Annotated in this window: 25 protein-coding genes; 13 read left to right on the top strand and 12 right to left on the bottom strand. The window is 65.5% G+C overall.

Features of this window, described 5'->3' with window-relative positions; genetic code table 11:
* Positions 1-85: 85 nt before the first annotated feature.
* From ACFOLG_RS00205 to ACFOLG_RS00190, 4 genes are all read left to right on the top strand, one after another.
* On the top strand, positions 86-496 hold the full coding sequence (locus ACFOLG_RS00205; protein WP_386087206.1) for a DoxX family protein: 411 nt from the start codon (positions 86-88) through the stop codon (positions 494-496).
* 78 nt (positions 497-574) lie between these two features.
* A complete protein-coding gene (locus ACFOLG_RS00200) occupies positions 575-1357 on the top strand; it encodes a DODA-type extradiol aromatic ring-opening family dioxygenase (RefSeq protein ID WP_386087204.1) in 783 nt (260 codons plus the stop codon).
* Between the two features lie 386 nt (positions 1358-1743).
* Positions 1744-2154 carry a hypothetical protein gene (locus ACFOLG_RS00195; protein ID WP_386087202.1) on the top strand — a complete coding sequence of 137 codons (411 nt, stop codon included), beginning with the start codon at positions 1744-1746 and terminating at the stop codon, positions 2152-2154.
* A 405-nt stretch (positions 2155-2559) separates the two neighbouring features.
* Positions 2560-3162: a hypothetical protein gene (locus tag ACFOLG_RS00190; RefSeq protein ID WP_386087200.1), complete on the top strand. Its 603-nt coding sequence runs from the start codon at positions 2560-2562 to the stop codon at positions 3160-3162.
* A gap of 75 nt (positions 3163-3237) precedes the next feature.
* Here the strand turns inward: ACFOLG_RS00190 and ACFOLG_RS00185 are convergent, their stop codons facing one another.
* From ACFOLG_RS00185 to murJ, 7 genes are all read right to left on the bottom strand, one after another.
* Entirely contained in the window at positions 3238-4101 is an 864-nt protein-coding gene (locus ACFOLG_RS00185) for a LysR substrate-binding domain-containing protein (protein ID WP_386087198.1), read from the bottom strand.
* Positions 4061-5197, bottom strand: coding sequence for an alanine racemase (gene alr, locus ACFOLG_RS00180; protein WP_386087196.1), 1137 nt, complete (start codon positions 5195-5197; stop codon positions 4061-4063). The genes ACFOLG_RS00185 and alr overlap by 41 nt, the downstream gene beginning before the upstream one ends.
* A gap of 220 nt (positions 5198-5417) precedes the next feature.
* Complete coding sequence (locus ACFOLG_RS00175) at positions 5418-6182, bottom strand: transporter substrate-binding domain-containing protein (RefSeq protein WP_386087194.1); 765 nt, start codon at positions 6180-6182, stop codon at positions 5418-5420.
* A 211-nt stretch (positions 6183-6393) separates the two neighbouring features.
* Positions 6394-7161: a transporter substrate-binding domain-containing protein gene (locus ACFOLG_RS00170; protein WP_386087192.1), complete on the bottom strand. Its 768-nt coding sequence runs from the start codon at positions 7159-7161 to the stop codon at positions 6394-6396.
* Positions 7162-7349: 188 nt separating this feature from the next.
* On the bottom strand, positions 7350-9017 hold the full coding sequence (gene ettA, locus ACFOLG_RS00165) for an energy-dependent translational throttle protein EttA (protein ID WP_386087190.1): 1668 nt from the start codon (positions 9015-9017) through the stop codon (positions 7350-7352).
* 94 nt (positions 9018-9111) lie between these two features.
* Complete coding sequence (gene queF / locus ACFOLG_RS00160) at positions 9112-9951, bottom strand: NADPH-dependent 7-cyano-7-deazaguanine reductase QueF (RefSeq protein ID WP_386087188.1); 840 nt, start codon at positions 9949-9951, stop codon at positions 9112-9114.
* Between the two features lie 84 nt (positions 9952-10035).
* The gene (gene murJ / locus ACFOLG_RS00155; RefSeq protein ID WP_386087186.1) at positions 10036-11577 is read right to left on the bottom strand and encodes a murein biosynthesis integral membrane protein MurJ; all 1542 of its coding nucleotides are present in this window, start codon (positions 11575-11577) and stop codon (positions 10036-10038) included.
* Between the two features lie 131 nt (positions 11578-11708).
* Here murJ and rpsT point away from each other — a divergent pair, with 131 nt between their 5' ends.
* Together rpsT and ACFOLG_RS00145 are read left to right on the top strand one after the other, a co-directional pair.
* On the top strand, positions 11709-11975 hold the full coding sequence (gene rpsT, locus ACFOLG_RS00150) for a 30S ribosomal protein S20 (RefSeq protein ID WP_386087184.1): 267 nt from the start codon (positions 11709-11711) through the stop codon (positions 11973-11975).
* A gap of 112 nt (positions 11976-12087) precedes the next feature.
* On the top strand, positions 12088-13233 hold the full coding sequence (locus tag ACFOLG_RS00145; RefSeq protein WP_386087182.1) for a phospholipase A: 1146 nt from the start codon (positions 12088-12090) through the stop codon (positions 13231-13233).
* Between the two features lie 54 nt (positions 13234-13287).
* Here ACFOLG_RS00145 and ACFOLG_RS00140 read toward each other — a convergent pair whose 3' ends face one another.
* The 3 genes from ACFOLG_RS00140 to fabI form a co-directional block, all read right to left on the bottom strand.
* On the bottom strand, positions 13288-14454 hold the full coding sequence (locus tag ACFOLG_RS00140; protein WP_386087180.1) for an acetate/propionate family kinase: 1167 nt from the start codon (positions 14452-14454) through the stop codon (positions 13288-13290).
* Positions 14455-14457: 3 nt separating this feature from the next.
* Positions 14458-15381 carry a phosphate acetyltransferase gene (locus ACFOLG_RS00135; protein WP_386087178.1) on the bottom strand — a complete coding sequence of 308 codons (924 nt, stop codon included), beginning with the start codon at positions 15379-15381 and terminating at the stop codon, positions 14458-14460.
* A 119-nt stretch (positions 15382-15500) separates the two neighbouring features.
* The gene (gene fabI / locus ACFOLG_RS00130) at positions 15501-16277 is read right to left on the bottom strand and encodes an enoyl-ACP reductase FabI (protein WP_386087176.1); all 777 of its coding nucleotides are present in this window, start codon (positions 16275-16277) and stop codon (positions 15501-15503) included.
* A 254-nt stretch (positions 16278-16531) separates the two neighbouring features.
* Here fabI and ACFOLG_RS00125 point away from each other — a divergent pair, with 254 nt between their 5' ends.
* From ACFOLG_RS00125 to ACFOLG_RS00110, 4 genes are all read left to right on the top strand, one after another.
* Positions 16532-16768 carry an FmdB family zinc ribbon protein gene (locus ACFOLG_RS00125; protein ID WP_386087174.1) on the top strand — a complete coding sequence of 79 codons (237 nt, stop codon included), beginning with the start codon at positions 16532-16534 and terminating at the stop codon, positions 16766-16768.
* Positions 16769-16775: 7 nt separating this feature from the next.
* The gene (locus tag ACFOLG_RS00120) at positions 16776-17429 is read left to right on the top strand and encodes a DUF502 domain-containing protein (protein WP_386087172.1); all 654 of its coding nucleotides are present in this window, start codon (positions 16776-16778) and stop codon (positions 17427-17429) included.
* A gap of 84 nt (positions 17430-17513) precedes the next feature.
* Positions 17514-19307 (top strand): aspartate--tRNA ligase, encoded by a 1794-nt coding sequence (aspS, locus tag ACFOLG_RS00115; protein WP_386087170.1) that lies wholly within the window; start codon positions 17514-17516, stop codon positions 19305-19307.
* Positions 19308-19692: 385 nt separating this feature from the next.
* A complete protein-coding gene (locus ACFOLG_RS00110) occupies positions 19693-20307 on the top strand; it encodes a peroxiredoxin (RefSeq protein WP_386087168.1) in 615 nt (204 codons plus the stop codon).
* A gap of 68 nt (positions 20308-20375) precedes the next feature.
* Here the strand turns inward: ACFOLG_RS00110 and ACFOLG_RS00105 are convergent, their stop codons facing one another.
* Positions 20376-21602, bottom strand: coding sequence for an MFS transporter (locus ACFOLG_RS00105; protein ID WP_386087166.1), 1227 nt, complete (start codon positions 21600-21602; stop codon positions 20376-20378).
* A 141-nt stretch (positions 21603-21743) separates the two neighbouring features.
* Positions 21744-22388: an arylesterase gene (locus ACFOLG_RS00100; RefSeq protein WP_386087164.1), complete on the bottom strand. Its 645-nt coding sequence runs from the start codon at positions 22386-22388 to the stop codon at positions 21744-21746.
* Here ACFOLG_RS00100 and ACFOLG_RS00095 point away from each other — a divergent pair.
* Genes ACFOLG_RS00095 through ACFOLG_RS00085 form a run of 3 tightly spaced genes read left to right on the top strand, consistent with a single transcriptional unit; the run spans position 22387 to position 26133 of the window.
* Positions 22387-23082 carry an ABC transporter ATP-binding protein gene (locus ACFOLG_RS00095; RefSeq protein WP_386087162.1) on the top strand — a complete coding sequence of 232 codons (696 nt, stop codon included), beginning with the start codon at positions 22387-22389 and terminating at the stop codon, positions 23080-23082. The genes ACFOLG_RS00100 and ACFOLG_RS00095 overlap by 2 nt on opposite strands.
* On the top strand, positions 23079-25568 hold the full coding sequence (locus ACFOLG_RS00090) for an ABC transporter permease (protein ID WP_386087160.1): 2490 nt from the start codon (positions 23079-23081) through the stop codon (positions 25566-25568). The genes ACFOLG_RS00095 and ACFOLG_RS00090 overlap by 4 nt, the downstream gene beginning before the upstream one ends.
* A 10-nt stretch (positions 25569-25578) precedes the next feature.
* On the top strand, positions 25579-26133 hold the full coding sequence (locus tag ACFOLG_RS00085; RefSeq protein ID WP_386087158.1) for a DUF2946 family protein: 555 nt from the start codon (positions 25579-25581) through the stop codon (positions 26131-26133).
* Positions 26134-26187: the final 54 nt, after the last annotated feature.

Genomic DNA, 26187 nt, shown 5'->3' with positions numbered 1-26187 from the left:
AATAGCTGTTTATTCGCTTTCTGGCAAGGTGTTTAATGCACTCATCGCTGTGACACGCAGCGCCACCCACCGAAAGGAAAGCATCATGATCGATACCCGCACCGCACCTTATGCCGCCCTGTTGTTGCGCCTGGCGCTGGGCATCATGTTTCTCGCCCACGGCCTGATGAAGGTCCTGGTGTTCACCCCGGCGGGTACCGCCGGCTACTTTGAAAGCATCGGCCTGCCGGGCTGGCTGGGCTATGTCACCATCGCGGCCGAGCTGGGTGGTGGCGCGTTGATCCTGCTGGGCGTGGCCGCGCGCCAGGTGGCGCTGCTGCTGGTGCCGTTGCTGCTGGGCGCCGCCATCTTCGGCCACGGCGGCAACGGCTGGGTGTTCAGCAACCAGGGCGGCGGCTGGGAATACCCGGTGTTCCTGGCGGTAGCGGCGCTGGTGCAGGCACTGCTGGGCGATGGCGCGCTGGCGCTGAAACCGCTGGGCCGCAGTGAACGCTGAGCAACTGCAGATATTTTGAATCGCGTATTTTGAATCCCGACGCGGCTGCCGGCCGCGTCGGTTTGCCGGAGCAATACCATGACCATCGCCCCCCTGTTCATCTCGCACGGCGGCCCGGATGTGCTGATCAACGCCTCGCCGGCCCGCCACATCTGGCAGGCGCATGCGGCCAAGCTGCCGCGCCCGCGCGGCATCGTCATCATGTCCGCCCATTACCTGGCGCTGCAGCCGCTGGTGGGCAGCGCCGCCCAGTGGCGCACGGTGCATGATTTCGGCGGCTTTCCGCGCGAACTGTACCGCCTGAGCTACCCGGCGCACGGCGACGCGGCGCTGGCGCAGCAGGTAAGCACTGCGCTGACCGCCGCCGGCATCGGCCACCAGCAGGACCCGGCCGACGGCATGGACCACGGCGCCTGGGTGCCGCTGCTGATGATGTACCCGGAGGCGGATATCCCGGTGGTGACGCTGTCCACGCTGCCGCGGCAGGACGCCGCGACGCACTACCGGCTGGGGCAGGCACTGGCGGCACTGGCCGCGCAGGACATCCTGATCATCGGCTCCGGCAGCATCACCCATAACCTGTATGCGCTGGGTGCGCCGGACACCCCGCCGCAGCCGTGGGCGCAAGCCTTTGCCGACTGGGTGGCGCTGCGCGTGCAGCAGGGCGATGTGCCGGCGCTGCTGGACTGGCAGGCGCAGGCGCCGTTCGCGCGCCAGAACCACCCCACCGACGAACACCTGCTGCCCTTGTTCTTTGCGCTGGGCGCCGCCGACGGCAAGGTTGGCCGCAGCCTGCACCGCGGCATCGAATACGCGTCGGTGACCATGGATGCCTGGGTGTTTGATGGCGCTGGAAAGTAAATAAGGTTTTGTTTTGCCGGAAAAAAGCTCCCGAGGTTGGGAGCTTTTTGCATTTTTCATCGTCACAGGCTGGTAGGGCGAGCTGCGCTCGTCGACCCGCCGGGGAGACGGGGGGCGGGCGCGTTGCCAAGCAGCCGTCATTGGCAAAAATCTTGATAAAAAGTTTCAACTAATAGGTTGAAGAAAACTGTATGCCGGGTTCAAATTTTTGCGCTTTTGCCGTCTTGCTGCCTACCTATAGTTAGTCCATCAGAACAAGTAGCCAGCAAAGCCGCGGCATCAGCATTCGAGTGCCCGCAGGCTTTTTCCTGCGCGTAGCTCGCAGTATGACGGGGCGAGGGGTAGTGACCTGAACAAGTGCAGCCAAGTCTTGAAAGGAACACATCATGAAAAAGCTGATACTGCTTGCTTCTCTCTTAACCGTGTTTTCGGGGGCTGCCGTGGCAGAAGGCGTTCCCGCTACGGATGAAGGCAAGGATGTGCAGACCATGCTGGCGAAGCGTGAAACCGGCGATGCCTTCTATATCGCCAAACGCGAGACCGGCGACGCGTTTTATATTGCCAAGCGTGAAACGGGCGATGCTTTCTACATTGCCAAACGTGAGACTGGTGACAGCTGGTATATCGCCAAGCGTGAAAGTGGCGATGCTTTTTACATCGCCAAACGTGAAAGCGGCGATGCTTTTTACATCGCCAAGCGTGAAAGCGGTGATGCTTTCTACATCTCCAGGCGCGAAACCGGCGATGCTTTCTACATTGCCAAACGTGAAACTGGCGATTCCTGGTACATCAGCTGAAGCGTAAGCGACGCGCGCCAGCGCCGAGTCGATCAACTGCTGACAAAGCCCGCAACTGCGGGCTTTGTCATGTCTGTCGCCGGTGCGCGCCAGTGCGGCTGGCTGGTACAGCACCCGGCATCGTTAATGGTAACGACAGGGGAACCTGGCGGCCTGTAGCCGGTCTCTTAGCCTCCCGTTGCCGATGCCGGCCGGCATGGTTCAAAAAATCAAAACGACTGGTTCGAATCTTTGAGCTTTCTCCTAGTATAGATAGTCACTATAGTTACCACATTACAAGACGAAACAAGCAAAGCAAGGCCATCCGCAATTCAGGTCGATGTTTTGCCCGAGCATGAACAAGGCGGAAAAACTGAACAAACTACGGCCCAGAAAAGAGGGGCCGCATATCGAAAGGATTACATCATGAAAAAACTGCTACTGATCGCTTCCATTTTTGCTGCCTTTGCCGGTGCTGCCCACGCTGAAACCGTTGCCCAACGCGAAACCGGCGACACCCGTTACATCGCCCAGCGCGAAACCGGCGACGCCCGCTACATCGCCCAGCGTGAAACCGGCGACGCCCGCTACATTGCCCAACGCGAAACCGGCGACGCCCGCTACATCGCCCAACGCGAAACCGGTGATGCCCGCTACATCGCCCAACGCGAAACTGGCGACGCCCGTTACATCGCCCAGCGTGAAACTGGCGACACCCGCTACATCGCCCAGCGCGAAACCGGCGACGCCCGCTACATCGCCCAGCGTGAAACTGGCGACACCCGTTACATCGCCCAGCGCGAAACCGGCGACGCCCGCTACATCGCTCAACGCGAAACCGGCGACACCCGTTACATCGCCCAGCGCGAAACCGGCGACGCCCGCTACATCGCTCAACGCGAAACCGGTGATGCCCGCTACATCGCCCAACGCGAAACCGGTGATGCCCGCTACATCGCCCAACGCGAAACTGGCGACGCCCGTTACATCGCCCAGCGTGAAACTGGCGACACCCGCTACATCGCCTGATTTCGATCCGGTCAGCAACACAAAGCCCGCAATTGCGGGCTTTTTTGCTTTGGCTCGCCGTGCTATGCCGCGGGTTTACACCGCCTGCTGCAGCCAGTTCACCAGCGGCTGCACCCGCCGCAGGTGGCGCTCATGCGGTGGCAGTACCAGGAAGTAGCCCTTGCCGGAGGGCACGGTGCGTTGGCAGGGCGTAACTAGGCTGCCGTCGCGCAGCGCGTCCTGTACGATGAACGGGTCCACCAGTGCGATGCCCAGACCGTGGCGCGCGGCTTCGATGCCCATCACATCGGCGTCGAACAGCAGTTCCTTCTGCCCTTTCGGCCACGGCGTACCCAGCCACAGCTGCCAGTCGTGGCGATCGCGGCTGGTGTGGATCAGGGTGTAGTCGGCCAGTTGTTCGATGCTCAGTTGGCTGTTGCCCTTCAGCAGGGCGGGGGCGGCTACCGGGGTTAGCACCTCGCGGTGCAGCAGCTCGATGTTGACGCCGGGCCAGTCGCCTTCGCCGTACTGGATGGCCAGGTCGAACAGGCCCCAGTCGAAGGCCGGCTTTTCCTCCCACACCGTGCTGACGTTGATGTCCAGGTCGGGAAACTGCGCCTTGAAGTCCTGCAGCTGCGGCACCAGCCAGCGTACGGCGATGGACGGCGGCGACTTGATGCGGATGCTGTGCTGGCGCTGGCTGAGCTGTTCGCAGGTATCGCCGATCTGCTGCAGCGCATCGCGCAGGCAGTGCTGCAGGGTGGCGCCTTCCGGCGTCAGCGCGATGCCGCGCTGGCTGCGGATCAACAGCGGAAAGCCGAAGTGTTCTTCCAGGTTGCGCACCTGGTGGCTGACCGCGCTTTGCGTCAGGTACAGCGTTTCGGCGGCCTTGGTGAAGCTTTGCAGGCGGGCGACCGCTTCAAAGATACGCAAGGCATTGAGCGGGGGCAGTTTGGTCATCGGGCAGGGCGGACAGAGTGTTGTCCGCCACAATCTGCCGTATCGGCAGCCGGCTCGTCAATGCGCACTGCAGCTCTTCGCTGATGGTGCCGCAGCGCCAGGCGATCTCGTCGCAGGACAGCACGGGGTCGCCCCACAGCGTCACCTCGTCGCCGATGCCCACCTGCGGCTGCTCGGTGAGGTCGATGGCCAGCACGTTCATCGCCACGCGGCCAACCAGCGGCACGCGCTGGCCGTTTACCAGCACCGGGGTGCCGCTGGGGGCGGCGCGCGGGTAGCCGTCGCCGTAGCCGGCGCCGACGATGCCGATGCGCATCGGCTTTTCGGCGGTAAAGGCGGCGCCGTAGCCGATGCTGTCGCCGGCCTGCAGCTCGCTGGTGTGCACGATGCGGGCGGCAAAGCGCATTACCGGTTGCAGCCCGTCCAGCCACAGCTTGCGATCCGGATAGAACGGATTGTTGTTGTACAACAGGCCGCCCAGCCGCACCGCGGCGCCGTGGGTCAGCGGCGCGCGCAGGGTGGCGGCGCTGTTGGCGGCGGTGAACGGCAGGCCGGTGGCATCCACCACCTGCATGAAGCGCTGCCACGGCGCGTCCAGCTTGATCGCCAGATCATCGGCGCAGGCGAAGTGCGTCATCAGCCCTTGCACCTGGCAGCCCAGCACGCGCAGCTCGTTTACCACCTCGATGGCGCGTTCCGGCACGAAACCGAAGCGGTTCATGCCGGTGTTCACCTTCACCCACACCCGCAAAGGTTGGCCGCAGGCCCGCAGCCACTGCAGCTGGTGCTCGGAGCGCACCACCACGTCCAGCTGCCAGCTGGCGGCCTCTTCCAGCTCGCGCGCCTCGATGGCGCCTTCCAGCAGCAGGATAGGCGCGCGTACCCCGGCGTGGCGCAGCGCCAGCGCGTCTTCCAGGTTGATCAGCGCAAAGCCGTCGGCATCCGGCAGCGCCTGCGCCACGCGCAGCAGGCCGTGGCCGTAGCCATTGGACTTCACCACCGCCCACACCTTGGTGTGCGGCAGCTGGCGCTTGGCCACGGCGTAGTTGTGGCGCAGGGCGTGCAGATTGATTTCGGCGTAGGCGGTGCGGGTCATGGTGGGGCTTTCATGGTCACCTCGAAAAACGCCAGCTTTCGTCGCGATACTGCGTTACTCATAAAAAATTCCTCCTTACATATCAGCCATATGCTGCGTCGGAATTTTTTATTCGCGCCTTGTCTCGCCGTGTCTTAGCTCGATTGGAAATCCGGGTTTTTCGAGGCGCCCTTATGCCGGGGCAGGGCGCCCCGGCGGCGGGTCGGCAGGGAACAGGCGCTTACTTGAACGGGTAGATGTCGTAGCTGAAGTACTTGTTCTGGATCTGCTTGTAGGTGCCGTTATCGATCACTTTCTTCAGTGCGGCGTTCACCTTGGCCAGCAGTTCCTTGTTGCCTTTCTGTACCGCGATGCCGGAACCCATGTAGTACTTGGGATCGTTGTACACCGGGCCGACGAAGGAATAGCCCTTGCCCATCGGCTTCTTCAGGAAGTCCTCGTCACCGACGTTGGCGTCCAGGTACACCGCGTCCAGCCGCTTGTTGTTGAGGTCGAGGAAGCTGTCGGTCACCTTGCCGTACAGCTTCAGCTTCACGCCCTTCGGCACCCACTTGGCGGTGGCTTCCTCGCGCTGGATGGAGGTGCGCAGCACGCCGATGGTCTTGCCCTTGAACCAGGCGTCGTCGATCTTGGTGCCTTCCTTGGCAATCAGGCGGCCCGGGATGTTGAAGTACATATCGCTGAAGTCCACCGCCTTGGCGCGTTCCGGGGTGATGTTCATCGAGGCGATGGCCAGCTCGAATTTCTTGGCCTGCACCGCCGGGATGATGCCGTCGAAGTCCATGGTTTTCAGTTCGCACTGCAGCTTGGCTTCGGCACAGATGGCGCGGGCGATGTCCGGGTCGAAACCGACGATGCTGCCGTCCGGATTCACCTTGGAGAACGGCGGGTAGCTGACGTCGGTAACGATGCGCACGGTCTGGGCGTTGGCCAACAGCGGCAGGGCGCACAACAGGGACAGCGCGAGGGCATGCTTGCAATTCATGACGTTCTCCAGTTTCTCGTTTGGTATTGCGGTCTCGGGGGGCCGTTGAAGCTAGGCTAATCGCGGCACCGCAGCGTCACAAATGATTAATCGCCATCGGGGCATGAGAGATTTTCATGCTGCGGATGCAAAAACCGCATCCGGAAAAGCAAAAACCCCGTGCCGGGGCACGGGGTTTCGCGGGCATGCGGCCAACGTTGGCCGCAACGCATCAGTTCTTGAACGGGTAGATGTCGTTCTTGAAGTATTTGCCCTGGATCTTCTTGTAGGTGCCGTCGGCCAGGATCTTCTTCAGTGCCGCGTTGATCTTGGTCAGCAGCTCCTTGTTGCCCTTCTGCACGGCGATGCCGCAACCCTGGTAGTACTTCGGATCGTTGAACACCGGGCCGACAAAGGCGTAGCCCTTGCCTTTCGGGGTCTTCAGGAAGTCTTCCTCACCCACGGTGGACTCCAGGAACACCGCATCCAGACGCTTGCTGGACAGGTCGAGGAAGGCATCGGTGATCTTGGCGTAGATCTTGATGCTGGCGCCTTTCGGCTTCATCTTGTCGCTGCCTTCCTGCTGCTGCACGGCGCTGCGCAGCACACCGATGTTCTTGCCCTTGTACCAGGCGTCGTCGATCTTGGTGCCTTCCGGTGCCAGCAGGCGGCCCGGCACGTTGAAGTACATATCGCTGAAATCCACCACCTTGGCGCGTTCCGGGGTGATGCTCATCGAGGCGATGGCGATCTCGAACTTCTTGGCCTGCAGCGCCGGGATGATGCCGTCGAAATCCATGGCCTTCAGCTCGCACTGCAGCTTGGCCTCGGCGCACACGGCGCGGGCGATGTCCGGGTCGAAACCGGTGATGCTGCCGTCGGCAGCCTGCTTGGAGAACGGCGGATAGCTGATGTCGGTGACGATGCGTACTACCTGGGCCTGGGCCAGTACCGGCAGGGCACACAGGGCGCCAACGGCGAGTGCGGTCTTGAAGTTCATGAAGTCTCCTCTTTGGTATGAAGGCGTCTTTGCGCCGGTTGCCTGGCTGTTCTACCGCATCCTTAGAGCGGATGCTAATGACGGGGGCGAATATATATACATTTGTCGCTTATCGATAAGAGCGACAGTAAAAAGCCCGCGCACAGTGGCGCGGGCGGCGTCGGCGGGCCAGGGTTGGCCGCGGTGCTTTAGCGGGTGATCGGCTTGTAGCGGATGCGCTTGGGCTTGGCACCTTCCTCGCCCAGGCGTTTCTTCTTGTCGGCCTCGTACTCCTGGTAGTTGCCGTCGAAGAAGGTCCACTGCGATTCGCCTTCCGCCGCCAGGATGTGGGTGGCGATACGGTCGAGGAACCAGCGGTCGTGGGAGATCACGAACACAGTGCCGGCGAATTCCAGCAGCGCGTCTTCCAGCGCGCGCAGGGTTTCCACGTCCAGGTCGTTGGACGGTTCATCCAGCAGCAGCACGTTGCCGCCCTTGAGCAGGGTCTTGGCCAGGTGCAGGCGGCCGCGTTCGCCACCGGACAGCATGCCGACCTTCTTCTGCTGGTCGCCGCCCTTGAAGTTGAAGCGGCCGAGGTAGGCGCGGCTGGACATCTCGAACTTGCCCACGGTGAGGATGTCGGCGCCGGCGGACACGTCCTCGAACACGGTCTTGTCGCCTTCCAGGCCTTCGCGGCTCTGCTCGACAAAGGCCATCTGCACGGTCTGGCCGATCTTCACGCTGCCGGCATCCGGCTGTTCCTTGCCGGCGATCATCTTGAACAGCGTCGATTTACCGGCGCCGTTGGGGCCGATGATGCCGACGATGGCGCCCGGCGGGGCCTTGAACGACAGGTTGTCGATCAGCAGGCGGTCGCCGAAGCCCTTGGACACGCCGTCGAACTCGATCACTTCATTACCCAGGCGCTCGGCCACCGGGATGAAGATTTCCTGGGTTTCGTTGCGCTTCTGGTGCTCGAAGCTGGACAGCTCCTCGAAGCGGGCGATACGCGCCTTGGACTTGGCCTGGCGGCCTTTCGGGTTCTGGCGCACCCATTCCAGTTCCTGCTTCATCGCCTTCATGCGCGCGGCTTCGGACTTGGATTCCTGCTCCAGGCGCGCCTCTTTCTGCTCCAGCCAGCTGGAGTAGTTGCCCTTCCACGGAATGCCCTCGCCGCGGTCCAGTTCCAGAATCCATTCGGCGGCGTTGTCGAGGAAGTAGCGATCGTGGGTTACCGCCACCACGGTGCCGGGGAAGCGCACCAGGAACTGCTCCAGCCACTCCACCGATTCGGCGTCCAGGTGGTTGGTCGGTTCGTCCAAGAGCAGCATGTCCGGCTTGGACAGCAGCAGCTTGCACAGCGCCACGCGGCGCTTTTCACCGCCGGACAGCGGGCCGATCTTGGCGTCCCACGGCGGCAGGCGCAGCGCGTCGGCGGCCAGTTCCAGCTGCAGCTCGATATTGTCGCCGGCACCAGCGGAGATGATGGCTTCCAGCTTGGCCTGTTCCTCGGCCAGCGCGTCGAAGTCGGCATCCGGCTCGGCGTAGGCGGCGTACACCTCTTCCAGCCGTTTCTGCGCGCCCATTACCGCGCCCATGCCGCTTTCCACTTCCTCGCGCACGGTTTTTTCCGGGTCCAGCTGCGGTTCCTGCGCCAGGTAGCCGATGTTCAGGTTCGGCTGCCACTGCACTTCGCCGTCGTATTCCTTTTCCACGCCGGCCATGATCTTCAGCACGGTGGACTTACCGGCGCCGTTCAGACCCAGGAGGCCGATCTTGGCGCCGGGGAAGAAGGACAGCGAGATGTCCTTGATGATCTGGCGCTTGGGGGGGACGATCTTGCTCACGCGGAGCATGGACATCACATATTGAGCCATGGTGTTTGGTGTACCCGTAAACGGTTGGCAATAAAAAACTCAGCCGCCGATTTTAACAGCGGCGGGTGCGCTGCGGCCAACGTTGGCCGCAGGCTTACTGGCGTGCGGTGCGCACATTGGCCGGCGGCTCGGCAGCCGGGTCGTTGCTGCGCCAGGGGTTGATGTCCAGGCCGCCGCGGCGGGTGTAGCGCGCATACACGGTGAGCTTGCTGGGCGCGCAGGCGCGCAGCACGTCCACGAAGATGCGCTCCACGCACTGCTCGTGGAATTCGTTGTGCTGGCGGAAGCCGATCAGGTAGCGCAGCAGCGTCTCGCGCTCGATCTGCGGCCCGGTGTAGCTGATGGCGACGCTGCCCCAGTCCGGCTGGCCGGTGACCAGGCAGTTGGATTTCAACAGCTGCGAGCTCAGCGTCTCGCTCACCACGTTGGCCGCATCGGCCTTGAGCGCGTCCGGGCACGGCGCGTAGTTGTCCACCTCGATGTCCAGCTCGTCGATGCACTCGCCAGCCAGCTCCACGATCTGCTCGCGGCCGAATTCGGCCGGGGACAGCAGGCTCACCGCCACCTTGCCGCCGGCGGCGTTGGACAGGTCCAGCTCCAGCTGCGCCGCCACCTGCTGCCAGCTGGCGATGCGGGTCTGGTTATAGCTGTTCAGGTACAGCTTGAACGACTTGGATTCGATCAGCCGCGGGCTGTCGGCCGGGATACGGAAGGTGGCGATGGCCACCTGCGGCTTGCCCTTGGCATTGAGCCAGGACAGCTCGTAGCCGGTCCACAGGTCCATGCCGGCGAACGGTAGCGCGCTGTCGGCGACGCCGATCTCGTCGCGTTTCTGCTGGCGGGCGATGGGGAACAGCAGGCTGGCGTCGTAGTGGTCCTGGTAGTCCACCTTCTTGCCCAGCGGGGAAAATTCCGGGGTGTAGCTCGGGGTCATGGTGCGTCCTCGTGTTGCGGCCAACATGGCAGTTGGCCGCCAGTCTTGCTGCCGCCTCGCGGCCAGGCGGGGGCGGCGTTATCGTTATAGTGCGCGGCGCATGAACTGGCGCGGGCGCATGCCCAGCGCGAACAGGCTGCCGAAGTAGGCGACGGCGCCGGCCAGCACCAGCAGCAGCAGCCACAGCGCGCGCTGCCAGCTGTGGCCATGCCAGTCGATGCTGACGCTGTGCTGGATGGCCAGCAGCACGGCGGCCATTACCGCACAGGCCAGCAGCAGCTTGGCGATGAAGCCGCGCCAGCCGGCGTCCGGCCGGTAGATGCCGTGCTTCTGCAGCTGGTAGTACAGCAGGCCGGCATTCAGGCAGGAGGCGAGGCCGATGGACAGCGCCAGGCCGGCATGCGCCAGCGGGCCGATGAACACCAGGTTCATCAGCTGGGTGGCGATCAGGGTGGTGATGCCGATCTTCACCGGGGTCTTGATGTTCTGCCGCGCGTAGAAGCCGGGCGCCAGCACCTTGACCACGATCAGGCCAGTGAGGCCGACCGCGTAGGCGATCAGCGCCTGCTGCGTCATCAGCGCATCGTGGGCGCTGAACTTGCCGTACATGAACAGGGTGGCGATCAGCGGCTGCGACAGCACCGCCAGTCCCACCGACGACGGCACCGCCAGCAGCAGCGACAGGCGGATGCCCCAGTCCAGCAGGTGGCTGAACTCGGTGCGCGCCTCGTCGCCGCGCGCGGCGTAGCGGGACAGCGACGGCAGCAGGATGGTGCCCAGCGCCACGCCCAGCACGCCGGTGGGGAACTCCATCAGCCGGTCGGCGTAGTACATCCACGACACGCTGCCGGAGGCGAGCAGGGAGGCGAAGATGGTGTTGATCACCAGCGACACCTGGGCGATGGACACCCCCAGGATCGCCGGCCCCATCTGTTTGATCACCCGCCATACCGCGGCATCGCGCAGCGCCAGCCGCGGCATCGGCAGCATGTCCAGTTGCTTCAGGTAGGGCAGCTGGTAGGCCAGCTGCGCCACGCCGCCGAGGAATACCGCCCAGCCCAGCACCAGCACCGGCGGCTGGAAATACTTGGTCAGCAGCAGCGCGCACAGGATGAAGGACACGTTCAGCAGCGTCGGCGTGAACGCCGGCACCGAGAAGCGGTTCCAGGTATTCAGCACGCTGCTGGCCAGCGACGACAGCGAGATGAACAGGATATAAGGAAAGGTGATGCGCAGCAGTTCGCTGGTCAGCGCCATCTTGCCGGCATCGTTGGCAAAGCCGGGCGCCGAGATCCAGATGATCCACGGTGCGGCCAACATGCCCAGCGCGGTGACCGCCGCCAGCACGACCGTGAGGGTGCCGGTGACATGCGACAGGAACAGGCGGGTGGCCGCTTCGCCACGCTGCTCCTTGTATTCCGCCAGCACCGGCACGAAGGCCTGCGAGAAGGCGCCCTCGGCAAAAATGCGGCGCAGCAGGTTGGGCAGTTTGAAGGCGACAAAGAAGGCATCGGTGGCCAGACCGGCGCCAAATACGCGCGCGATAATGGCGTCGCGCACGAAGCCCAGCACGCGCGATACCAGGGTCATGCTGCTGACTTTGGCCAGGGCTTTTAGCAAGTTCATGTTTTGATTGGGAGTGAGCGGGTTGAAACAGCAAAACGCCCGCCAGTTTACGCGGGCGGGTTTGTTGTTGCAAAACCTCATGTTAGGGCTTAGAATCGCCGGTTTCAGATTCCGCTCATCAGGAGAAACACATGGCTAACAGCGCACAAGCTCGCAAGCGTGCACGCCAGGCTCTCAAGCAGCGCGCGCACAACGCCAGCCTGCGTACTGCATTCCGCACTGCAGTTAAAAAAGTAATCAAGGCTGTTGAAGCTGGCGACAAGGCTGCCGCTCAGGTAGTTTTCCAGACTTCCACCAAAGTCATCGATCGTATCGCTGACAAGGGCGTGTTCCACAAGAACAAGGCCGCTCGCCATAAGAGCCGCCTGTCCGCCCAGATCAAGGCAATGGCTGCCTGATCTGCCAGAACGGCAAAAGAATACGCAAAGGCTCCGCAATCGCGGGGCCTTTTGTGTTTCTGGGCACTTTGTACGCCCAACCCGGTCTGTCATCTTTTTTTGTGATGTTGCCATGCCGCTTCGTTTGCTTTGCCTGTTGCTGGCGCCGCTCTTGGCGCGCGCCGCGACGCCGCCCGGCGCCTGTGCCGCGCTGAGCGACGCCCCCGCCCGGCTGGCCTGTTACGACGCCTGGGCGGCGGCCAACCTGCCGGCGGCCGACCTGTCGCTGACCACGCAGGCTACTGATGCCGCAGTACCGGCAGAAACCACAGCACAGCAGCCCAGCCGGCCGCCAGCGGTGCCCGCTGCCAGCGCAACGGCACTGACGACGGTGGGCGCCGACGCCGCAGTGCCGGCACTGAACGTGCCGCAAACCGTCGCCCCGCTGGTGACCTCGGCGATCAGCAGCCCGCTGGCACGGCAGTGGGATCTGGATGGCGACAGCCAGATCGGCACCTTCGTGCTGCGCGCGCACCAGCCCACCTACATCCTGCCGCTGTGGTACCAGTTCTCGCCCAATGCGCGGCCGGGCACGCCGACGCAGGAGCCGGTGGCGCTGTTCGGGCAGAAGCTGAGCAATGTCGAGGTGAAGTACCAGATCTCGTTCAAGAGCAAGCTGTGGCAGAACGTGCTGGGCACGCCGGCCGACCTGTGGTTCGGCTACACCCAGCAGTCGCACTGGCAGATGTACAACAAGCGGCAGTCATCGCCGTTCCGCGATACCGATTACGAGCCGGAGCTGATGCTGACCACGCCGTTGCCATCGCAGTGGCACTGGGGCGATTGGCGCCTGCGCATGGCCGGGGTGGGGCTGTTGCACCAGTCCAATGGCCAGACCGACCCGCTGTCGCGTAGCTGGAACCGGGTGTATGCGATGCTGGGCGCGGAGTACGGCAATCTGTCGCTGCTGGGGCGCTGGTGGTACCGGCTGCCGGAGGCGGAACAGCAGGACGACAACCCGGACATGAGCCGCTTCATGGGCTACGGCGATGTGCAGGCCATCTACCACCTGGGCGCGCACACCATCGGCGGCAAGCTGCGCTACAACGCGCTGCGCGGCAAGGGGGCACTGCAGCTGGACTGGACCTTCCCGGTGAACGGACGGCTGCGCGGCTATGTGCAGGGGTTTTCCGGCTACGGCGAGAACCTGCTGGATTACAACCACCACTCGCGCGGCATCGGCGTCGGGCTGATGCTGACCGACTGGCTGGCGAACTAGGCGCTAACAAAAAAGGCGACCCGTGATGGTCGCCTTTTTGCTGTTAGCGGTGGCTTACAGTTCCACGTCGCCGGCCAGCAGTGCAGCCGCCTGGCGTGCCATCTCGCCTTCCTCGTCGGTGGCCAGCACGTAGGCGTGGCGCGGGCTGCCGGCGGCGGTGAGACGGGTAGCGTGCGCCAGGTTGGCCGCAAGATCCGCCTCGAAGCCCAGCCACGCCAGCTGCTTGAGAATGCGGTTGCGCACTTCCGGCGAGCGTTCGCCGATGCCGGCGGTGAACACCACGGCATCCAGCCCGCGCATGGCGGTGGCCAGCGACGCCACTTCGCGCGCGGCGCGGTAGCAGAACAGCTCCACCGCCTCGCGCGCGGCGTCCTCCTTGCTGGCCAGCAGCTCGCGCATGTCGGCGGACAGGCCGCCGGACACGCCGAGCAGGCCGCTCTTCTTGTACAGCTCCTGCCGTACCGCGGCCACGTCCATGCCGGCGTGCTCGATCCAGTACAGCACCACTTCCGGATCCAGATTGCCGGGCCGGCTGCCCATCAGCAGGCCGTCCACGGCGGAAAAGCCCATGCTGGAGGCCACGCTCTGCCCGGCGTGCAGCGCGCAGGCGCTGGCGCCGCTGCCCAGGTGCAGCACCACCACGCGGGCGTCGGCCAGCCCCAGCTCCGGCAGGTGGCGGGCAATCGACGCATACGACAGGCCGTGGAAACCGTAACGGCGGATGCCGGCATCGTGCCAGTGGCGGGCGATGCCGAAGCGGGTGGCGATGGTTGGCTGCTGCGCGTGGAAGGCGGTGTCGAAGCAGGCGATCTGCGTCAGCTGCGCATCCAGCCGCGCAAAGGCCGACATCACCGCCAGGCTGACCGGCTGGTGCAGCGGCGCCAGCGGAATCAGCGCCGCCAGGTCGTCCAGCACCTCGGCGGTGAGCACCACCGGCGCCTGGTAGTCGGCGCCGCCATGCACCACGCGGTGCGCCACCGCCAGCGGCTGCAGCGCGTGGTCGGCCAGCAGGTTGAGCATGGCGCCCACCGCCTCGTCGCGGCTGCCGCCGGCCAGCGTCAGCTGCTCGCGGCGGCCGGCGGCGTCCAGCGTCAGCACGCCGCCTTCCATGCCGAAGCGATCCACCAGGCCGCGCGCCAGCAGGGTGCGGCCGTCCGGGCTGTAGGCGCGGAACTTCAGGGTGGCGGAACCGGCGTTGACGGCGATCAGGGCCTTGCTCATGGGTCAGGCTTTCTTGTGGTGGGCGGCCAGCACGTTGGCCACCGCGGCGGAGGCGAGACGGCCGGCGGCGTCATCGGCGCGGCTGGTGAGGACGATGGGCACGCGGGCGCCCATCACGATACCGGCGCTGGCGGCAGCGGCCAGATAGGTCAGCTGCTTGGCCAGCATATTGCCGGACTCCAGGTCCGGCACCAGCAGGATATCCGGTTCGCCGGCCACCGGGGAAATAATGCCCTTGGTGTCGGCGGCCTCGTGCGAGATGGCATTGTCGAACGCCAGTGGGCCGTCCAGCACGCCGCCCTTGATCTGGCCGCGGTCAGCCATCTTGCACAGCGCCGCCGCGTCCAGCGTGGAGCGGATCTTGGGGCTGATGGTTTCCACCGCCGACAGGATCGCCACCTTGGGCAGGGCAATGCCCAGCGCCTGGCACAGCTCGATGGCGTTCTGGCAGATGTCGCGCTTGGCTTCCAGGTCCGGCTCGATATTGATGGCGGCATCGGTGATGAACAGGTAGCGCGGGTAGCTTTCCACCTTCATCACGAACACGTGGCTGACGCGGCGGTCGGTGCGGATGCCCTTGCTGCGGTCCAGCACCGCGGCCATGAATTCGTCGGTGTGCAGGCTGCCCTTCATCAGCATGTCGGCAAAGCCTTCGCGCACCAGCGCCACCGCGCGCTCGGCGGCGGCGTGGCTGTGCTCGACGTCGATCACTTCGAAGCGGCCGAGGTCGATGTCCAGCGTTGCGGCCAACTTCTGCAGCTTGCTGCGTGGCGCCACCAGGATTGGGGTGGCGATGCCTTGTTCGGCGGCCTCCACCGCGCCCAGCAGGGCTTCGGTGCTGCACGGGTGGGCCACCGCCATCGGGCGCGGGCCGTTGGCCTGCGCCTGTTCGATGATGTCGGCAAAAGCGTGTTCGTCACGGGTCATGTTGTTGTTCCTGTGAGAGGGTAGGCGACGTGGCCCGGAGCCGGACCATGCCGCAGGGCCGGCATGCCGCGGTGCACAGTGGCGTTGTGAGCTGCGCTCCGCGGCATGTTGGCCGCAGGTCAGGCCATGATGTTGAAGCCGCCGTCGACGTAGGTGACTTCGCCGGTCAGCGCGCGGGCGGCGTCGGACACCAGGAAGGCGCAGACATTGCCGACGTCTTCGATATCCACCAGCCGGTTCTGCGGCGCGCGCTCGATGGCGCTGTCGATCAGCTGGTCGAAGTGGGCGATGCCGCTGGCGGCGCGGGTCTTCAGCGGGCCGGGCGACACGGTGTGCACGCGGATGCCCTTGGGGCCCAGCTCGTGCGCCATGTAGCGCACGCTGGATTCCAGCGCCGCCTTCACCGGACCCATGATGTTGTAGTTTTCCACCACCTTGTCGGCGCCGTAGTAGCTCATGGTGATCAGCGTGCCGCCGCGCTTCATCAGCGGTTCGGCCAGCCGCGCCATCTCGATGAAGGAGTAGCACGACACGTGCATCGCCTGCTGGAAGCCGGCCAGCGAGCAGTCGGTGACGCGGCCGTGCAGGTCGTCCATCGGGCAGAAGGCAATCGAGTGGATGACGAAGTCCAGCTCGCCCCAGGTCTCGGCGATGGCGGCAAACACCTGTTGCAGCTCGTCGCGGTTTTCCACGTTCAAGGGCAGCAGCAGCGGTGCGGCCAACGTTTCGGCCAGCGGCCGCACGTATTTCTCCGCTTTTTCGTTCAGGTAGGTGATGGCGACTTCGGCACCCAGGTCATGCAGCACCTTGGCGCAGCCGTAGGCGATGCTGTTCTGGTTGGCAATGCCGACGATCAGGCCGCGCTTGCCGGCCAGCGGGAGGTGGGCTTGGGTCATGGTTTACTCCTGAAGGGCTGGCGTGCCAGCCGGGCTGGGGGTTGGGGAAGGGGCGATGCTGCAGCCGTCCTGTTGCAGTGCCATGAAACCGTTTTTGTATTGGCGTATCAGTCGGATATAATCGCCGGTTTGGCAGCCGAGGCTTGTCGTGACGACAGCCTGGCCCCATTATTCTGAACTGTTTGTTGCGGTGCGATTTGATGCACTGCAATATAGTTTGATAATTCCCGTGCTTGTAGTTGGAGTGGTAAAACATGCCGATTTACGAATACCGTTGTGATGCGTGTGGTGCACAAAAGGAACATCTGCAGAAGATGAGCGATGAGCCGATTGCGCAGTGTCCGTCCTGCGGCAGTAGCGATTATGCCAAACAGTTGTCCGCTGCGGGCTTTCAGCTCAAGGGCAACGGCTGGTATGTGACCGACTTCAAAAACAGTGGCAGCGGCCCCGCCTGCGGTAGCGGCGGTTGTGGTAGCAGCGGTTGTGCCTGAAGCCAATATGAAGCACATCAAGATGACCCTGCGCGGCTATCTGGTAACCGGGATCCTGATCTGGTTGCCGATCGCCATCACGCTGTGGGTGCTGAACCTGATCATCGGTACGCTGGATCAGACCATCAACCTGCTGCCGCGCGTCTGGCGTCCGGAAAGCCTGTTCGGCTTCGGCATTCCCGGCCTCGGCGTGGTGCTGGCGTTCGCCGTACTGGTGGGTACCGGCTTCATGGCGGCCAACGTGCTGGGGCAGCGGCTGCTGGATCTGTGGCAGCTGATCCTCACCCGCACGCCGGTGGTCAGCACCATCTACAACAGCGTGAAGCAGGTCAGCGATACCCTGCTGTCCGATTCCGGTCAGGCGTTCCGCAAGGCGCTGCTGGTGCGTTTCCCGCATCAGGGCGCGTGGACGGTGGCGTTCCAGACCGGCGCCCCCAGCGGCCAGCTGAAGGCAGAACTGGGCGCGGAGGAGCATGTCAGCGTGTACGTGCCCACCACGCCGAACCCCACTTCCGGCTACTTCATCATCGTTCCCAAGAGCGAAACCCGCGAACTGGAAATGAGCGTGGATGAAGCGCTGAAATACGTGATTTCGATGGGGGTGGTGGCGCCGCCGGTGCCAGAGACCGCCCGCCTGAGCGCAAGCGACGAGCGAAATTGACCGGGTTGGCCGCAGATGCGGCCAACCCTGCTTCGTCAGCCTTCATCGTTATCCGACTACCCAATTCAACACAAAGGCATTGCAATGCGCACCGATTATTGCGGACTCATCGACAAGAAATACCTCGGCCAGACCGTAACGGTAAAAGGCTGGGCCCACCGCCGCCGCGACCATGGCGGCGTGATCTTCATCGACCTGCGCGACCGTGAAGGTCTGGTGCAGGTGGTGATCGATCCGGACACCCCGGAAGCGTTCCAGACCGCCGACAGCGCGCGTAACGAATTCGTGCTGGCCATCAGCGGCATCGTGCGCGAGCGCCCGGCCGGCACCGCCAACAGCAAGATGATCTCCGGCGAGATCGAGATCCTGGCGAAAAACATCGAGATCCTGAACAGCGCGGCCACCCCGCCGTTCCAGATCGACGACGAGAACCTGTCCGAGAACGTGCGCCTGACCAACCGCGTGATCGACCTGCGCCGCCCGGCGATGCAGAAAAACCTGCGCCTGCGCTACAAGGTGGCGATGGGCGTGCGCAACCACCTGGACAAGCAGGGCTTCATCGACATCGAAACCCCGATGCTGACCCGCTCCACCCCGGAAGGCGCCCGCGACTACCTGGTGCCGTCGCGCGTGCACCCGGGCGAATTCTTCGCGCTGCCGCAATCGCCGCAGCTGTTCAAGCAGCTGCTGATGGTGGCCGGCTTCGATCGCTACTACCAGATCACCAAGTGCTTCCGTGACGAAGACCTGCGTGCCGACCGCCAGCCGGAATTCACCCAGATCGATATCGAGACCTCGTTCCTGAACGAGGACCAGATCATGGACATCACCGAGACCATGGCGCAGGAAATCTTCCGCGACGTGATGGGCGTGGAGCTGGGCAAGTTCCCGCGCATGAGCTACGCCGATGCCATGTACTACTACGGTTCCGACAAGCCGGACCTGCGCGTGAGCCTGCAGTTCACCGAGCTGACCGACGTGATGAAGTCGGAAGAGTTCAAGGTGTTCCGCGGCGCCGCCGACATGGTGGGTGGCCGCGTGGTGGGTCTGCGCGTACCGGGCGGTGCTACCATTAGCCGCAAGGAAATCGACGACTACACCCAGTTCGCCGCCATCTACGGCGCCAAGGGCCTGGCCTACATCAAGGTCAACGACGTGACCAAGCTGAACGAAGAGGGCCTGCAGTCCCCGATCGTCAAGTTCCTGTCCGCCGACGGCATCAAGGCCATCATCGAGCGTACCGGCGCGCAGAACGGCGACATCATCTTCTTCGGCGCCGACAAGGCCAAGGTGGTGAACGAAGCCATCGGCGCACTGCGCATCAAGATCGGCCACGAGCGCGGCCTGGACGGCGGCTACTTCGTGAAGGAATGGCGCCCGCTGTGGGTGGTGGACTTCCCGATGTTCGAGCACGACGAGGAAGACGACCGCTGGACCGCCTGCCACCATCCGTTCACCAGCCCGAAACCGGGCCACGAAGACCTGATGGATACCGATCCGGGCGCCTGCATCGCGCGTGCCTACGACATGGTGCTGAACGGCTGGGAAATCGGTGGCGGTTCGGTGCGTATCCACCGCGCCGATATCCAAGAGAAGGTGTTCGCCGCGCTGAAAATTACGCCGGAAGAGCAGCAGAACAAGTTCGGCTTCCTGCTGGACAACCTGAAGTTCGGCGCGCCGCCGCACGGTGGCTTGGCTTTCGGCCTGGACCGTCTGGTAACGCTGATGGCCGGTGCCGAGTCGATCCGCGACGTGATCGCCTTCCCGAAAACCCAGCGCGCCCAGTGCCTGCTGACCAACGCGCCGAACGCGGTGGACGACAAGCAGCTGCGCGAACTGAACCTGCGCTTGCGCCAGAAGGCCGAGCCGACCGCTTAAGTAGCTGTTCACGATCTGCTGCGCGTCGGCGATACGGCGTGAACTCGACTCAGGGATGCGCATTGACCCCATGTCAATTCCGCTTCCTCAGCCGTTTTCGCCTTGTCTCGCTCTAGCTCGCGAGATCGTGGATATGATCTAAGGTTGGCCGCAGGCTAGCAAGGCAACAGGCTCCCACGGGAGCCTGTTTTTATTGGGCCGGCATCTTGAATTTGCCTGGGCGGCTACTATCTTGAGACACACGCCAGCCGCTTATTGCCTGTCGCTATGGCTGGAATTGACAATTTCAATTTGAGCGCTGCGGCGGGCTGCGTTTATAACCCGTCAGCAGCCGGCAACACGCGGCCCCAGTTACTAACGCACCCTATTACCCAAGGAGATCTTCATGGCCGTACTCGTAGGCAAGCAAGCCCCGTTCTTCGATGGTTCCAAGTCCTTCTCCGCCGTGCTCGGCAATGGCGAGATCGTTGACAACTACTCCTTCAAGGACGCCTCCGCCGGCAAATACGCCGTGGTGTTCTTCTACCCGCTGGACTTCACCTTCGTGTGCCCGTCCGAACTGATCGCCTTCGACCATCGCCTGGCCGAGTTCAAGGCCCGCAACGTGGAAGTGATCGGCGTGTCCATCGACAGCCAGTTCAGCCACGCCGCATGGCGCAACACCCCGGTGGAAAAAGGCGGCATCGGCCAGGTTGGCTACACCCTGGTGGCCGACATCCAGCACGAGCTGTGCAAGGCCTTCGACGTGGAAGCCGACGGTGGCGTGGCCTTCCGTGGCTCCTTCCTGATCGACAAGTCCGGCGTGGTACAGCACCAGGTAGTCAACAACCTGCCGCTGGGCCGCAACGTGGACGAAATGCTGCGCATGGTTGACGCGCTGCAGTTCACCGAAGAGCACGGCGAAGTGTGCCCGGCCGGCTGGAACAAAGGCAAAAAAGGCATGAAGCCGTCCGCTGAAGGCGTGGCTTCCTACCTGGCCGAGAACGCCGCCGCGCTGTAATCAAGGCCTGGCTGCGGCCAACCTTGATACGCTGCAAAAAGCCCTGCCAATCGGCAGGGCTTTTTCATTTAGCGCGCCGGCAGCATACGCCGCAGCGGGCCGGCCTGCAGCAGCACGGTAACGATGCCGATGGCGGCGCACAGCCACCACAGCGTGGCGCCGCCGAACTGGCCGTAGGCCCAGGTGCCCAGCGCCGGCGCATACAGCGCGCGCCCGCTCCACGCCGCGCTGTAGATGCCGAGGTAGCGCCCGCGCTGGCGGCCCTCCGAGCGCAGCATCACGATGCTGGACCAGGTCGGCGACATCAGCAGCTCGCCGATGGTCAGCACCGCCATCGCCAGCAGCGCCCACAACGGCCCGTGGCCGGCATTGAGCAGCAGAAAGCTGCCGCCCATGCACAGCACCGCCAGCTGCGAGCAGCGCCGCAGCCCCCAGCGGCCCACCTGCTGCGCAATCCACACCTGCAGCCCCACCACCATCAGCCCGTTGAGGGTGAACAGATAGCCCAGCCACTGCGGTCCCAGCCCGTAGTGCTGGCGCAGGAACAGCCCCAGCGTGCCGTACATCTGGTCGAACACCGCCACGATCAGCAGCAGGCCGAGCATGAACTGCAGAAAGGCGGCATCGCGCCACGGCGAGCCGGCGCCGTCCGCCGCCGCCGTGGCGGGGTGGCCGTGCCGCGGCGGCAGGGCGATGCCATAGTGACGATAGGCCCAGGCCATCCAGCCGCAGGCCAGCATGCTGCACAGCCCTTGCGCGATGAACACCCAGTGGTAGCCGTAATGCGCCAGCAGGCCGCCGCTGATGCCGGCCAGCGAGGTGCCGAGGTTGAACGCCACCCGATACAGCCCCTGCGCGGTGGGCCGCAGCTCCGGGCTGCACGGCTCCAGCACCAGCCGCATATTGCCGGGGCGGAAGCCGCCGTCGGCCAGGCCGGTGAGCAGCAGCAGCGGCACATAGGCCCACAGCGGCAACGGCAGCGCCAGGCACAGCGTGCACAGGCCGCCGGCCAGCAACAGGGCTGCGGCCAACTTGCGCGCATCCAGCCGGTCGGACAGCGCGCCACCGGCATAGGCGCCGGCGAAGCAGCCCAGGCCGTAGCAGCTCATCAGCAGGCCGATGCTGGTATAGGGCAGCTGGTAGCGTTCCAGAAAGAACAGCGGCAGGAACAGTTTGGCGATGCCGCCCATGGTGTTCATCAGGGTGGCCAGCACCTGGATGTAGACCGACGGCGGCAGGCCGCGGAACGGGGTCAGTACCCGGCGCCCGAGGGTGGGGGCGAGCGAGGAGAGCATGCGGTTTCCTTGTGGGAAGCGAGGTGGCCCGCGCGGCGGGTGGGCACGATGCCGGTCACAAGGTTAACCGTTCAGGCATGAAAAGCGAGTGGGCGGCGCGAAACGCTGCGTTTTGGCGGGCAAACAGCAAGGCAGGCGGGTTCAGCGCCGGCGCAGCAAGGGTTGCAGCCCGGGCAGCACATTGGCCACCATGCGCGGCTGCGCCGCCGCCAGCGGGTGGATGCCGTCGTTCTGGAACTGGCTCAGGTCGCGCTCGAAACCGGCCACCAGCAGCGGCACCAGCACGACCCGCTGCTGCTTGGCCACCTCGCGGTACACCTGCTGGAACTTGCTGCCGTATTCCGGGCCATAATTTGGCGGTAACGCCATGCCCACCAGCATCACCCGGGCGTTGGCGGCCTGCGCCAGGCGCACCATGGCACCGAGGTTGGACTGCATCTCCGCCAGCGGCAGGCCGCGCAGGCCGTCGTTGCCGCCCAGCTCCAGCACCACCACATCCGGGCGCTGCTGTTTCAGCACCGCCGGCAGGCGATTCAGGCCGCCGGCGGTGGTTTCACCGGACAGGCTGGCATTGATCACCGTATGCTGTTTGCCTAGCTGGCCCTGCAGCAGGCTCACCCAGCCCTGCGCCGGGTTGATGCCGTAGCCGGCGGAAATGCTGTCGCCGAACACCAGCACGCGTGCCGCCTGCGCGGCGGGCGCGGCCAGGGCGGCGCACAGCAGCAGGCAGGGCAGGGCCAGGCGGCGCCGCGCGCCGGACAACCACAGGAATCGAGCAGACAACATGAGCACTCCTTCGCAACAAGATGCCATTCTCAGCGCGCGCCACGTGGCGCGGCAAGTGGATTACCACGGCCAGACGCTGAACATCCTGCACGACGTGTCGCTGGCCATCGCCGGTGGCCAGAGCGTGGCCATCGTCGGCGCCTCCGGCAGCGGCAAATCCACCCTGCTGGCGATTCTGGCAGGGCTGGACAGCGCAAGTTCCGGCGAAGTGATGCTGGCCGGCCAGCCGCTGTCCGGGCTGGACGAGGACGGCCGCGCGCTGCTGCGGCGCCAGCATGTCGGCTTCGTGTTCCAGAACTTCCAGCTGCTGCCGCAGCTCACCGCGCTGGAGAACGTGATGCTGCCGCTGGAGCTGGCCGGCCGCCGCGACGCGCGCGACGCCGCCGCCGCCATGCTGCAGCGGGTAGGGTTGGCCGCACGGCTGGCGCACTACCCGCGCCACCTGTCCGGCGGCGAGCAGCAACGGGTGGCGCTGGCGCGGGCGTTCGTGATGCGGCCAACCGTGCTGTTCGCCGACGAGCCCACCGGCAACCTCGACCCGGCCACCGGTAGCCAGATCGTGGCGCTGATGTTCGAACTGAATGCCGAGGCCGGCACCGCGCTGGTGCTGGTGACGCACGATGCCGAGCTGGCGGCGCGCTGCAGCGCCATCTACCGGCTGCACGACGGCAAGCTGCAGCGGAGCGCGGCATGATGCGCCAGGACCTCGGCCTGTCGCTGCGCATGGGCGCGCGGCTGCTGTGGCGCGAGCTGCGCGCCGGCGAGCTGTCGGTGCTGCTGTTCGCGCTGCTGGTGGCGGTGGCGGCGATGAGCAGCGTGGCCTTCTTTTCCGACCGCATCGACAGCGCGCTGACACGACAGGCCAGCCAGCTGCTGGCGGCCGACCTGGTGGTGAATGGCCGAGAACCGGCGCCGCCGGCCTGGCAGCAGCAGGCGGCGGCGCGCCAGCTGCGCACCGCGCACAGCGCCAGTTTCCCGTCGATGGTGTTTGCCCGCGAGCAGGCCACGCTGGTAACGCTGAAGGCGGTGGACGCCGGCTACCCGCTGCGCGGCAAGGTGCAGTTGCGCACCGCCGCCGGGCTGCGGCAGGGCGCGTTGCACCCGGCGCCGGGCGAGGCCTGGGCCGACAGCCGCCTGCTGCAGAAGCTGGGCCTGAAGCCGGGCGACGAGATCCGCGTCGGCCAGCGCCGCCTGCGCCTGGCCGGCGAGCTGCTGCGCGAGCCGGACGGCGCGGTGGACCTGTACAACTTCGTGCCGCGGGTGCTGCTGAACCTGGCTGACCTGCCGACCACCGGTCTGGTGCAGGAAGGCAGCCGCGTGCGCTACCGGCTGTTCATGGCCGGCGAGGCGCCGGCGGTGGCGGCGATGCGGCAGTGGCTGCTGCCGCAGCTGCCGGCCGGCGCGCGGCTGGAAGACATCGAGGAGGCGCGGCCGGAAGTGCGCGCCGCGCTGGAGCGGGCGCGGCGCTTCCTCGGCCTGTCTGCGGTGCTGTCGGTAACGTTGGCCGCGGCGGCGGTGGCGCTGGCGGTGCGGCGCTACCTCAACCGCCACTGGCAGAGCGTGGCGATGCTGCGCGCCTTCGGCCAGACCAGCCGCGAGGTGGCCACGGTGTGGGGCAGCCTGCTGCTGTGGCTGGCGCTGCTGGGCGGGCTGCTCGGCACGCTGGCCGGCTATGGCATGCAGGCGGCGCTGATCTTCCTGGCGCGGCAATGGCTGGGCGATGCGCTGCCGCCGCCGGGGCTGCTGGCCTGGCTGTCCGGGCCGCTGTCGGCGCTGATCCTGCTGGCCGGTTTCGCGCTGCCACCCTTGCTGGCGCTGCGCCAGGTGCCGGCGCTGGCGGTGCTGCGCGCCGACCTGCCGCGCCGCGGCCGCTCGCTGCTGGCGCCGTTGCTGGCGCTGGCGGCACTGCTGGGGCTGGCGGCGTGGCAAGTGGGCGATGCCACGCTGGCGCTGTGGCTGCTGGGGGCGCTGTTCGGCTTCCTGGCGCTGGTGGCCTTGCTGGCCTGGGCGCTGGTGTGGGCGCTGGGGCGCTATGCCAGCGGCAGCCAGTCCGGCTGGCGCCACGGGCTGACCAACCTGGCGCGGCGGCCGGGGCTGGCGGTGTTGCAGATGGCGGCGCTGGCGGTGAGCCTGATGGCGCTGCTGACGCTGACCGTGGTGCGCGACGACCTGATCGGCGCCTGGCAGCGCTCGCTGCCGCCGGACGCGCCGGACACCTTCCTGATCAACCTGCAGCCGCCGCAGCGTGACGCGCTGGCCGGCTTGTTCCGCCAGGTTGGCCGCACGCCGCCGCAGATGCTGCCGATGACGCGGGCGCGCTTGCTCAGCATCAACACCCGCGCGGTGAAGGCGGAGGATTATGCCGACGACCGCGCGCGGCGGCTGGTGGAGCGCGAGTTCAACCTGTCCTGGCGCGACACGCCGGGCGCCAGCAACCATCTGGTCGCCGGGCGGTGGTGGGCCGCCGGCGAACGCACGCCGCAGTTCTCGGTGGAGCAAGGCCTGGCCGAGACGCTGGGCATCCGCCTGGGCGACCGCCTGGCGTTCGATATTGCCGGCAGTCGTTACCAGGCCACGGTGACCAGCCTGCGCAAGGTGGCGTGGGACAGCTTCCAGCCCAATTTCTTCGTGCTGGGGCCGCCCGGCTGGCTGGGGCAGCAGAGCGCCAGCTATATCGCCAGCTACCGTGCGCCGGATGCCGGCTTCAACAACCGGCTGGTGGCGGCGCTGCCGAATGTGACGGTGATCGACATCAGCGTCATCGTGCGCGAGGTGAAGGCGGTGATCGAGCGGCTGGCGCTGGCGGTGGAGGCGATGTTCGTGCTGACGCTGCTGGCGGGTATGCTGGTGCTGTGGGCGGCGCTGGCCACCACCCGCGACGAACGGCTGGCGGATGCCGCGCTGTTGCGGGCGCTGGGCGCCTCGCGCGCACAGCTGCGCAGCGTGCTGCTGGCGGAACTGGGCGCGCTGGGGGCGCTGGCCGGCCTGCTGGCCGGGCTGGGCGCGATGGCGGTGGGCAGCCTGGTGGCGGTGAAACTGTTCGACCTGCCGTTCGCCCTCAACTGGCAGCTGCCGGTGATGGGGCTGGCCGGCGGCGCGCTGCTGGTGGTGCTGGCGGCGTGGCCGCTGCTGAAAACGATTACCCGCACCTCGCCAGTGGAAGTGCTGCGCGGGGTGTAAAGGAGCAAGCATGGACAACAATGTGCTGGCCGCCATGGCCAGGTGGCCGAATGTGCCGGCGGTGTTCGGCTGGCTGCGGCTGGATGCACGCGGCCAGTGGTGGCTGCGCGATGACAAGCTGATGCAGCCGGCCATCGTCGATTTCTTCCGTCGCAATTACGCGCGCGACGGCGAGGGCCGCTACTACGTGCAGAACGGGCCGCAGAAGGTGTACGTGACGCTGGACGCGGCGCCGTTCATCGCCAGCCGTCAGCCGCACGGCTGGCAGCTGATGCCGGACATGGACGCCGAGCGGCCGCGGCTGGCCTATCTGGACGACGATGGGCGGCTGTTCATCGAGATCGGCGGCGAGCCGGCGCTGGTGGACGACCGCGACCTGCTGGCGCTGGTGGAGCTGATCGTCACCGTCGACGGCCAGCTGCCGGACGATGCCGGCTGGCAGGCGTGGCAGCGCGGCGAGCTGCGGCTGCAGCTGAACCTGCCGGAAGGCGTGCTGCGGCTGAAACCGCTGCCGGAAGGCGGCGTGAGCGGCAGCTACGGCGTGGTGCTGCAACCGGCGGCCTAGCGCGCGGCAAGGTTGGCCGCAGCCGTCGGCTGGCAGGCTGCTGGCGCGTGGTAT

The sequence above is a fragment of the Vogesella facilis genome, assembly GCF_042648525.1.
Lineage (GTDB): Bacteria > Pseudomonadota > Gammaproteobacteria > Burkholderiales > Chromobacteriaceae > Vogesella > Vogesella facilis.
This window is presented reverse-complemented; position numbering and strand designations above follow the sequence as displayed.

Excerpts from the sequence above, each read along its gene's own strand:
- ACFOLG_RS00205 (WP_386087206.1), top strand. The coding sequence starts at position 86 with ATGATCGATACCCGCACCGCACCTTATGCCGCCCTGTTGTTGCGCCTG.
- ACFOLG_RS00200 (WP_386087204.1), top strand. The coding sequence starts at position 575 with ATGACCATCGCCCCCCTGTTCATCTCGCACGGCGGCCCGGATGTGCTG.
- ACFOLG_RS00195 (WP_386087202.1), top strand. The coding sequence starts at position 1,744 with ATGAAAAAGCTGATACTGCTTGCTTCTCTCTTAACCGTGTTTTCGGGG.
- ACFOLG_RS00190 (WP_386087200.1), top strand. The coding sequence starts at position 2,560 with ATGAAAAAACTGCTACTGATCGCTTCCATTTTTGCTGCCTTTGCCGGT.
- ACFOLG_RS00185 (WP_386087198.1), bottom strand. The coding sequence starts at position 4,101 with ATGACCAAACTGCCCCCGCTCAATGCCTTGCGTATCTTTGAAGCGGTC.
- alr (WP_386087196.1), bottom strand. The coding sequence starts at position 5,197 with ATGACCCGCACCGCCTACGCCGAAATCAATCTGCACGCCCTGCGCCAC.
- ACFOLG_RS00175 (WP_386087194.1), bottom strand. The coding sequence starts at position 6,182 with ATGAATTGCAAGCATGCCCTCGCGCTGTCCCTGTTGTGCGCCCTGCCG.
- ACFOLG_RS00170 (WP_386087192.1), bottom strand. The coding sequence starts at position 7,161 with ATGAACTTCAAGACCGCACTCGCCGTTGGCGCCCTGTGTGCCCTGCCG.
- ettA (WP_386087190.1), bottom strand. The coding sequence starts at position 9,017 with ATGGCTCAATATGTGATGTCCATGCTCCGCGTGAGCAAGATCGTCCCC.
- queF (WP_386087188.1), bottom strand. The coding sequence starts at position 9,951 with ATGACCCCGAGCTACACCCCGGAATTTTCCCCGCTGGGCAAGAAGGTG.
- murJ (WP_386087186.1), bottom strand. The coding sequence starts at position 11,577 with ATGAACTTGCTAAAAGCCCTGGCCAAAGTCAGCAGCATGACCCTGGTA.
- rpsT (WP_386087184.1), top strand. The coding sequence starts at position 11,709 with ATGGCTAACAGCGCACAAGCTCGCAAGCGTGCACGCCAGGCTCTCAAG.
- ACFOLG_RS00145 (WP_386087182.1), top strand. The coding sequence starts at position 12,088 with ATGCCGCTTCGTTTGCTTTGCCTGTTGCTGGCGCCGCTCTTGGCGCGC.
- ACFOLG_RS00140 (WP_386087180.1), bottom strand. The coding sequence starts at position 14,454 with ATGAGCAAGGCCCTGATCGCCGTCAACGCCGGTTCCGCCACCCTGAAG.
- ACFOLG_RS00135 (WP_386087178.1), bottom strand. The coding sequence starts at position 15,381 with ATGACCCGTGACGAACACGCTTTTGCCGACATCATCGAACAGGCGCAG.
- fabI (WP_386087176.1), bottom strand. The coding sequence starts at position 16,277 with ATGACCCAAGCCCACCTCCCGCTGGCCGGCAAGCGCGGCCTGATCGTC.
- ACFOLG_RS00125 (WP_386087174.1), top strand. The coding sequence starts at position 16,532 with ATGCCGATTTACGAATACCGTTGTGATGCGTGTGGTGCACAAAAGGAA.
- ACFOLG_RS00120 (WP_386087172.1), top strand. The coding sequence starts at position 16,776 with ATGAAGCACATCAAGATGACCCTGCGCGGCTATCTGGTAACCGGGATC.
- aspS (WP_386087170.1), top strand. The coding sequence starts at position 17,514 with ATGCGCACCGATTATTGCGGACTCATCGACAAGAAATACCTCGGCCAG.
- ACFOLG_RS00110 (WP_386087168.1), top strand. The coding sequence starts at position 19,693 with ATGGCCGTACTCGTAGGCAAGCAAGCCCCGTTCTTCGATGGTTCCAAG.
- ACFOLG_RS00105 (WP_386087166.1), bottom strand. The coding sequence starts at position 21,602 with ATGCTCTCCTCGCTCGCCCCCACCCTCGGGCGCCGGGTACTGACCCCG.
- ACFOLG_RS00095 (WP_386087162.1), top strand. The coding sequence starts at position 22,387 with ATGAGCACTCCTTCGCAACAAGATGCCATTCTCAGCGCGCGCCACGTG.
- ACFOLG_RS00100 (WP_386087164.1), bottom strand. The coding sequence starts at position 22,388 with ATGTTGTCTGCTCGATTCCTGTGGTTGTCCGGCGCGCGGCGCCGCCTG.
- ACFOLG_RS00090 (WP_386087160.1), top strand. The coding sequence starts at position 23,079 with ATGATGCGCCAGGACCTCGGCCTGTCGCTGCGCATGGGCGCGCGGCTG.
- ACFOLG_RS00085 (WP_386087158.1), top strand. The coding sequence starts at position 25,579 with ATGGACAACAATGTGCTGGCCGCCATGGCCAGGTGGCCGAATGTGCCG.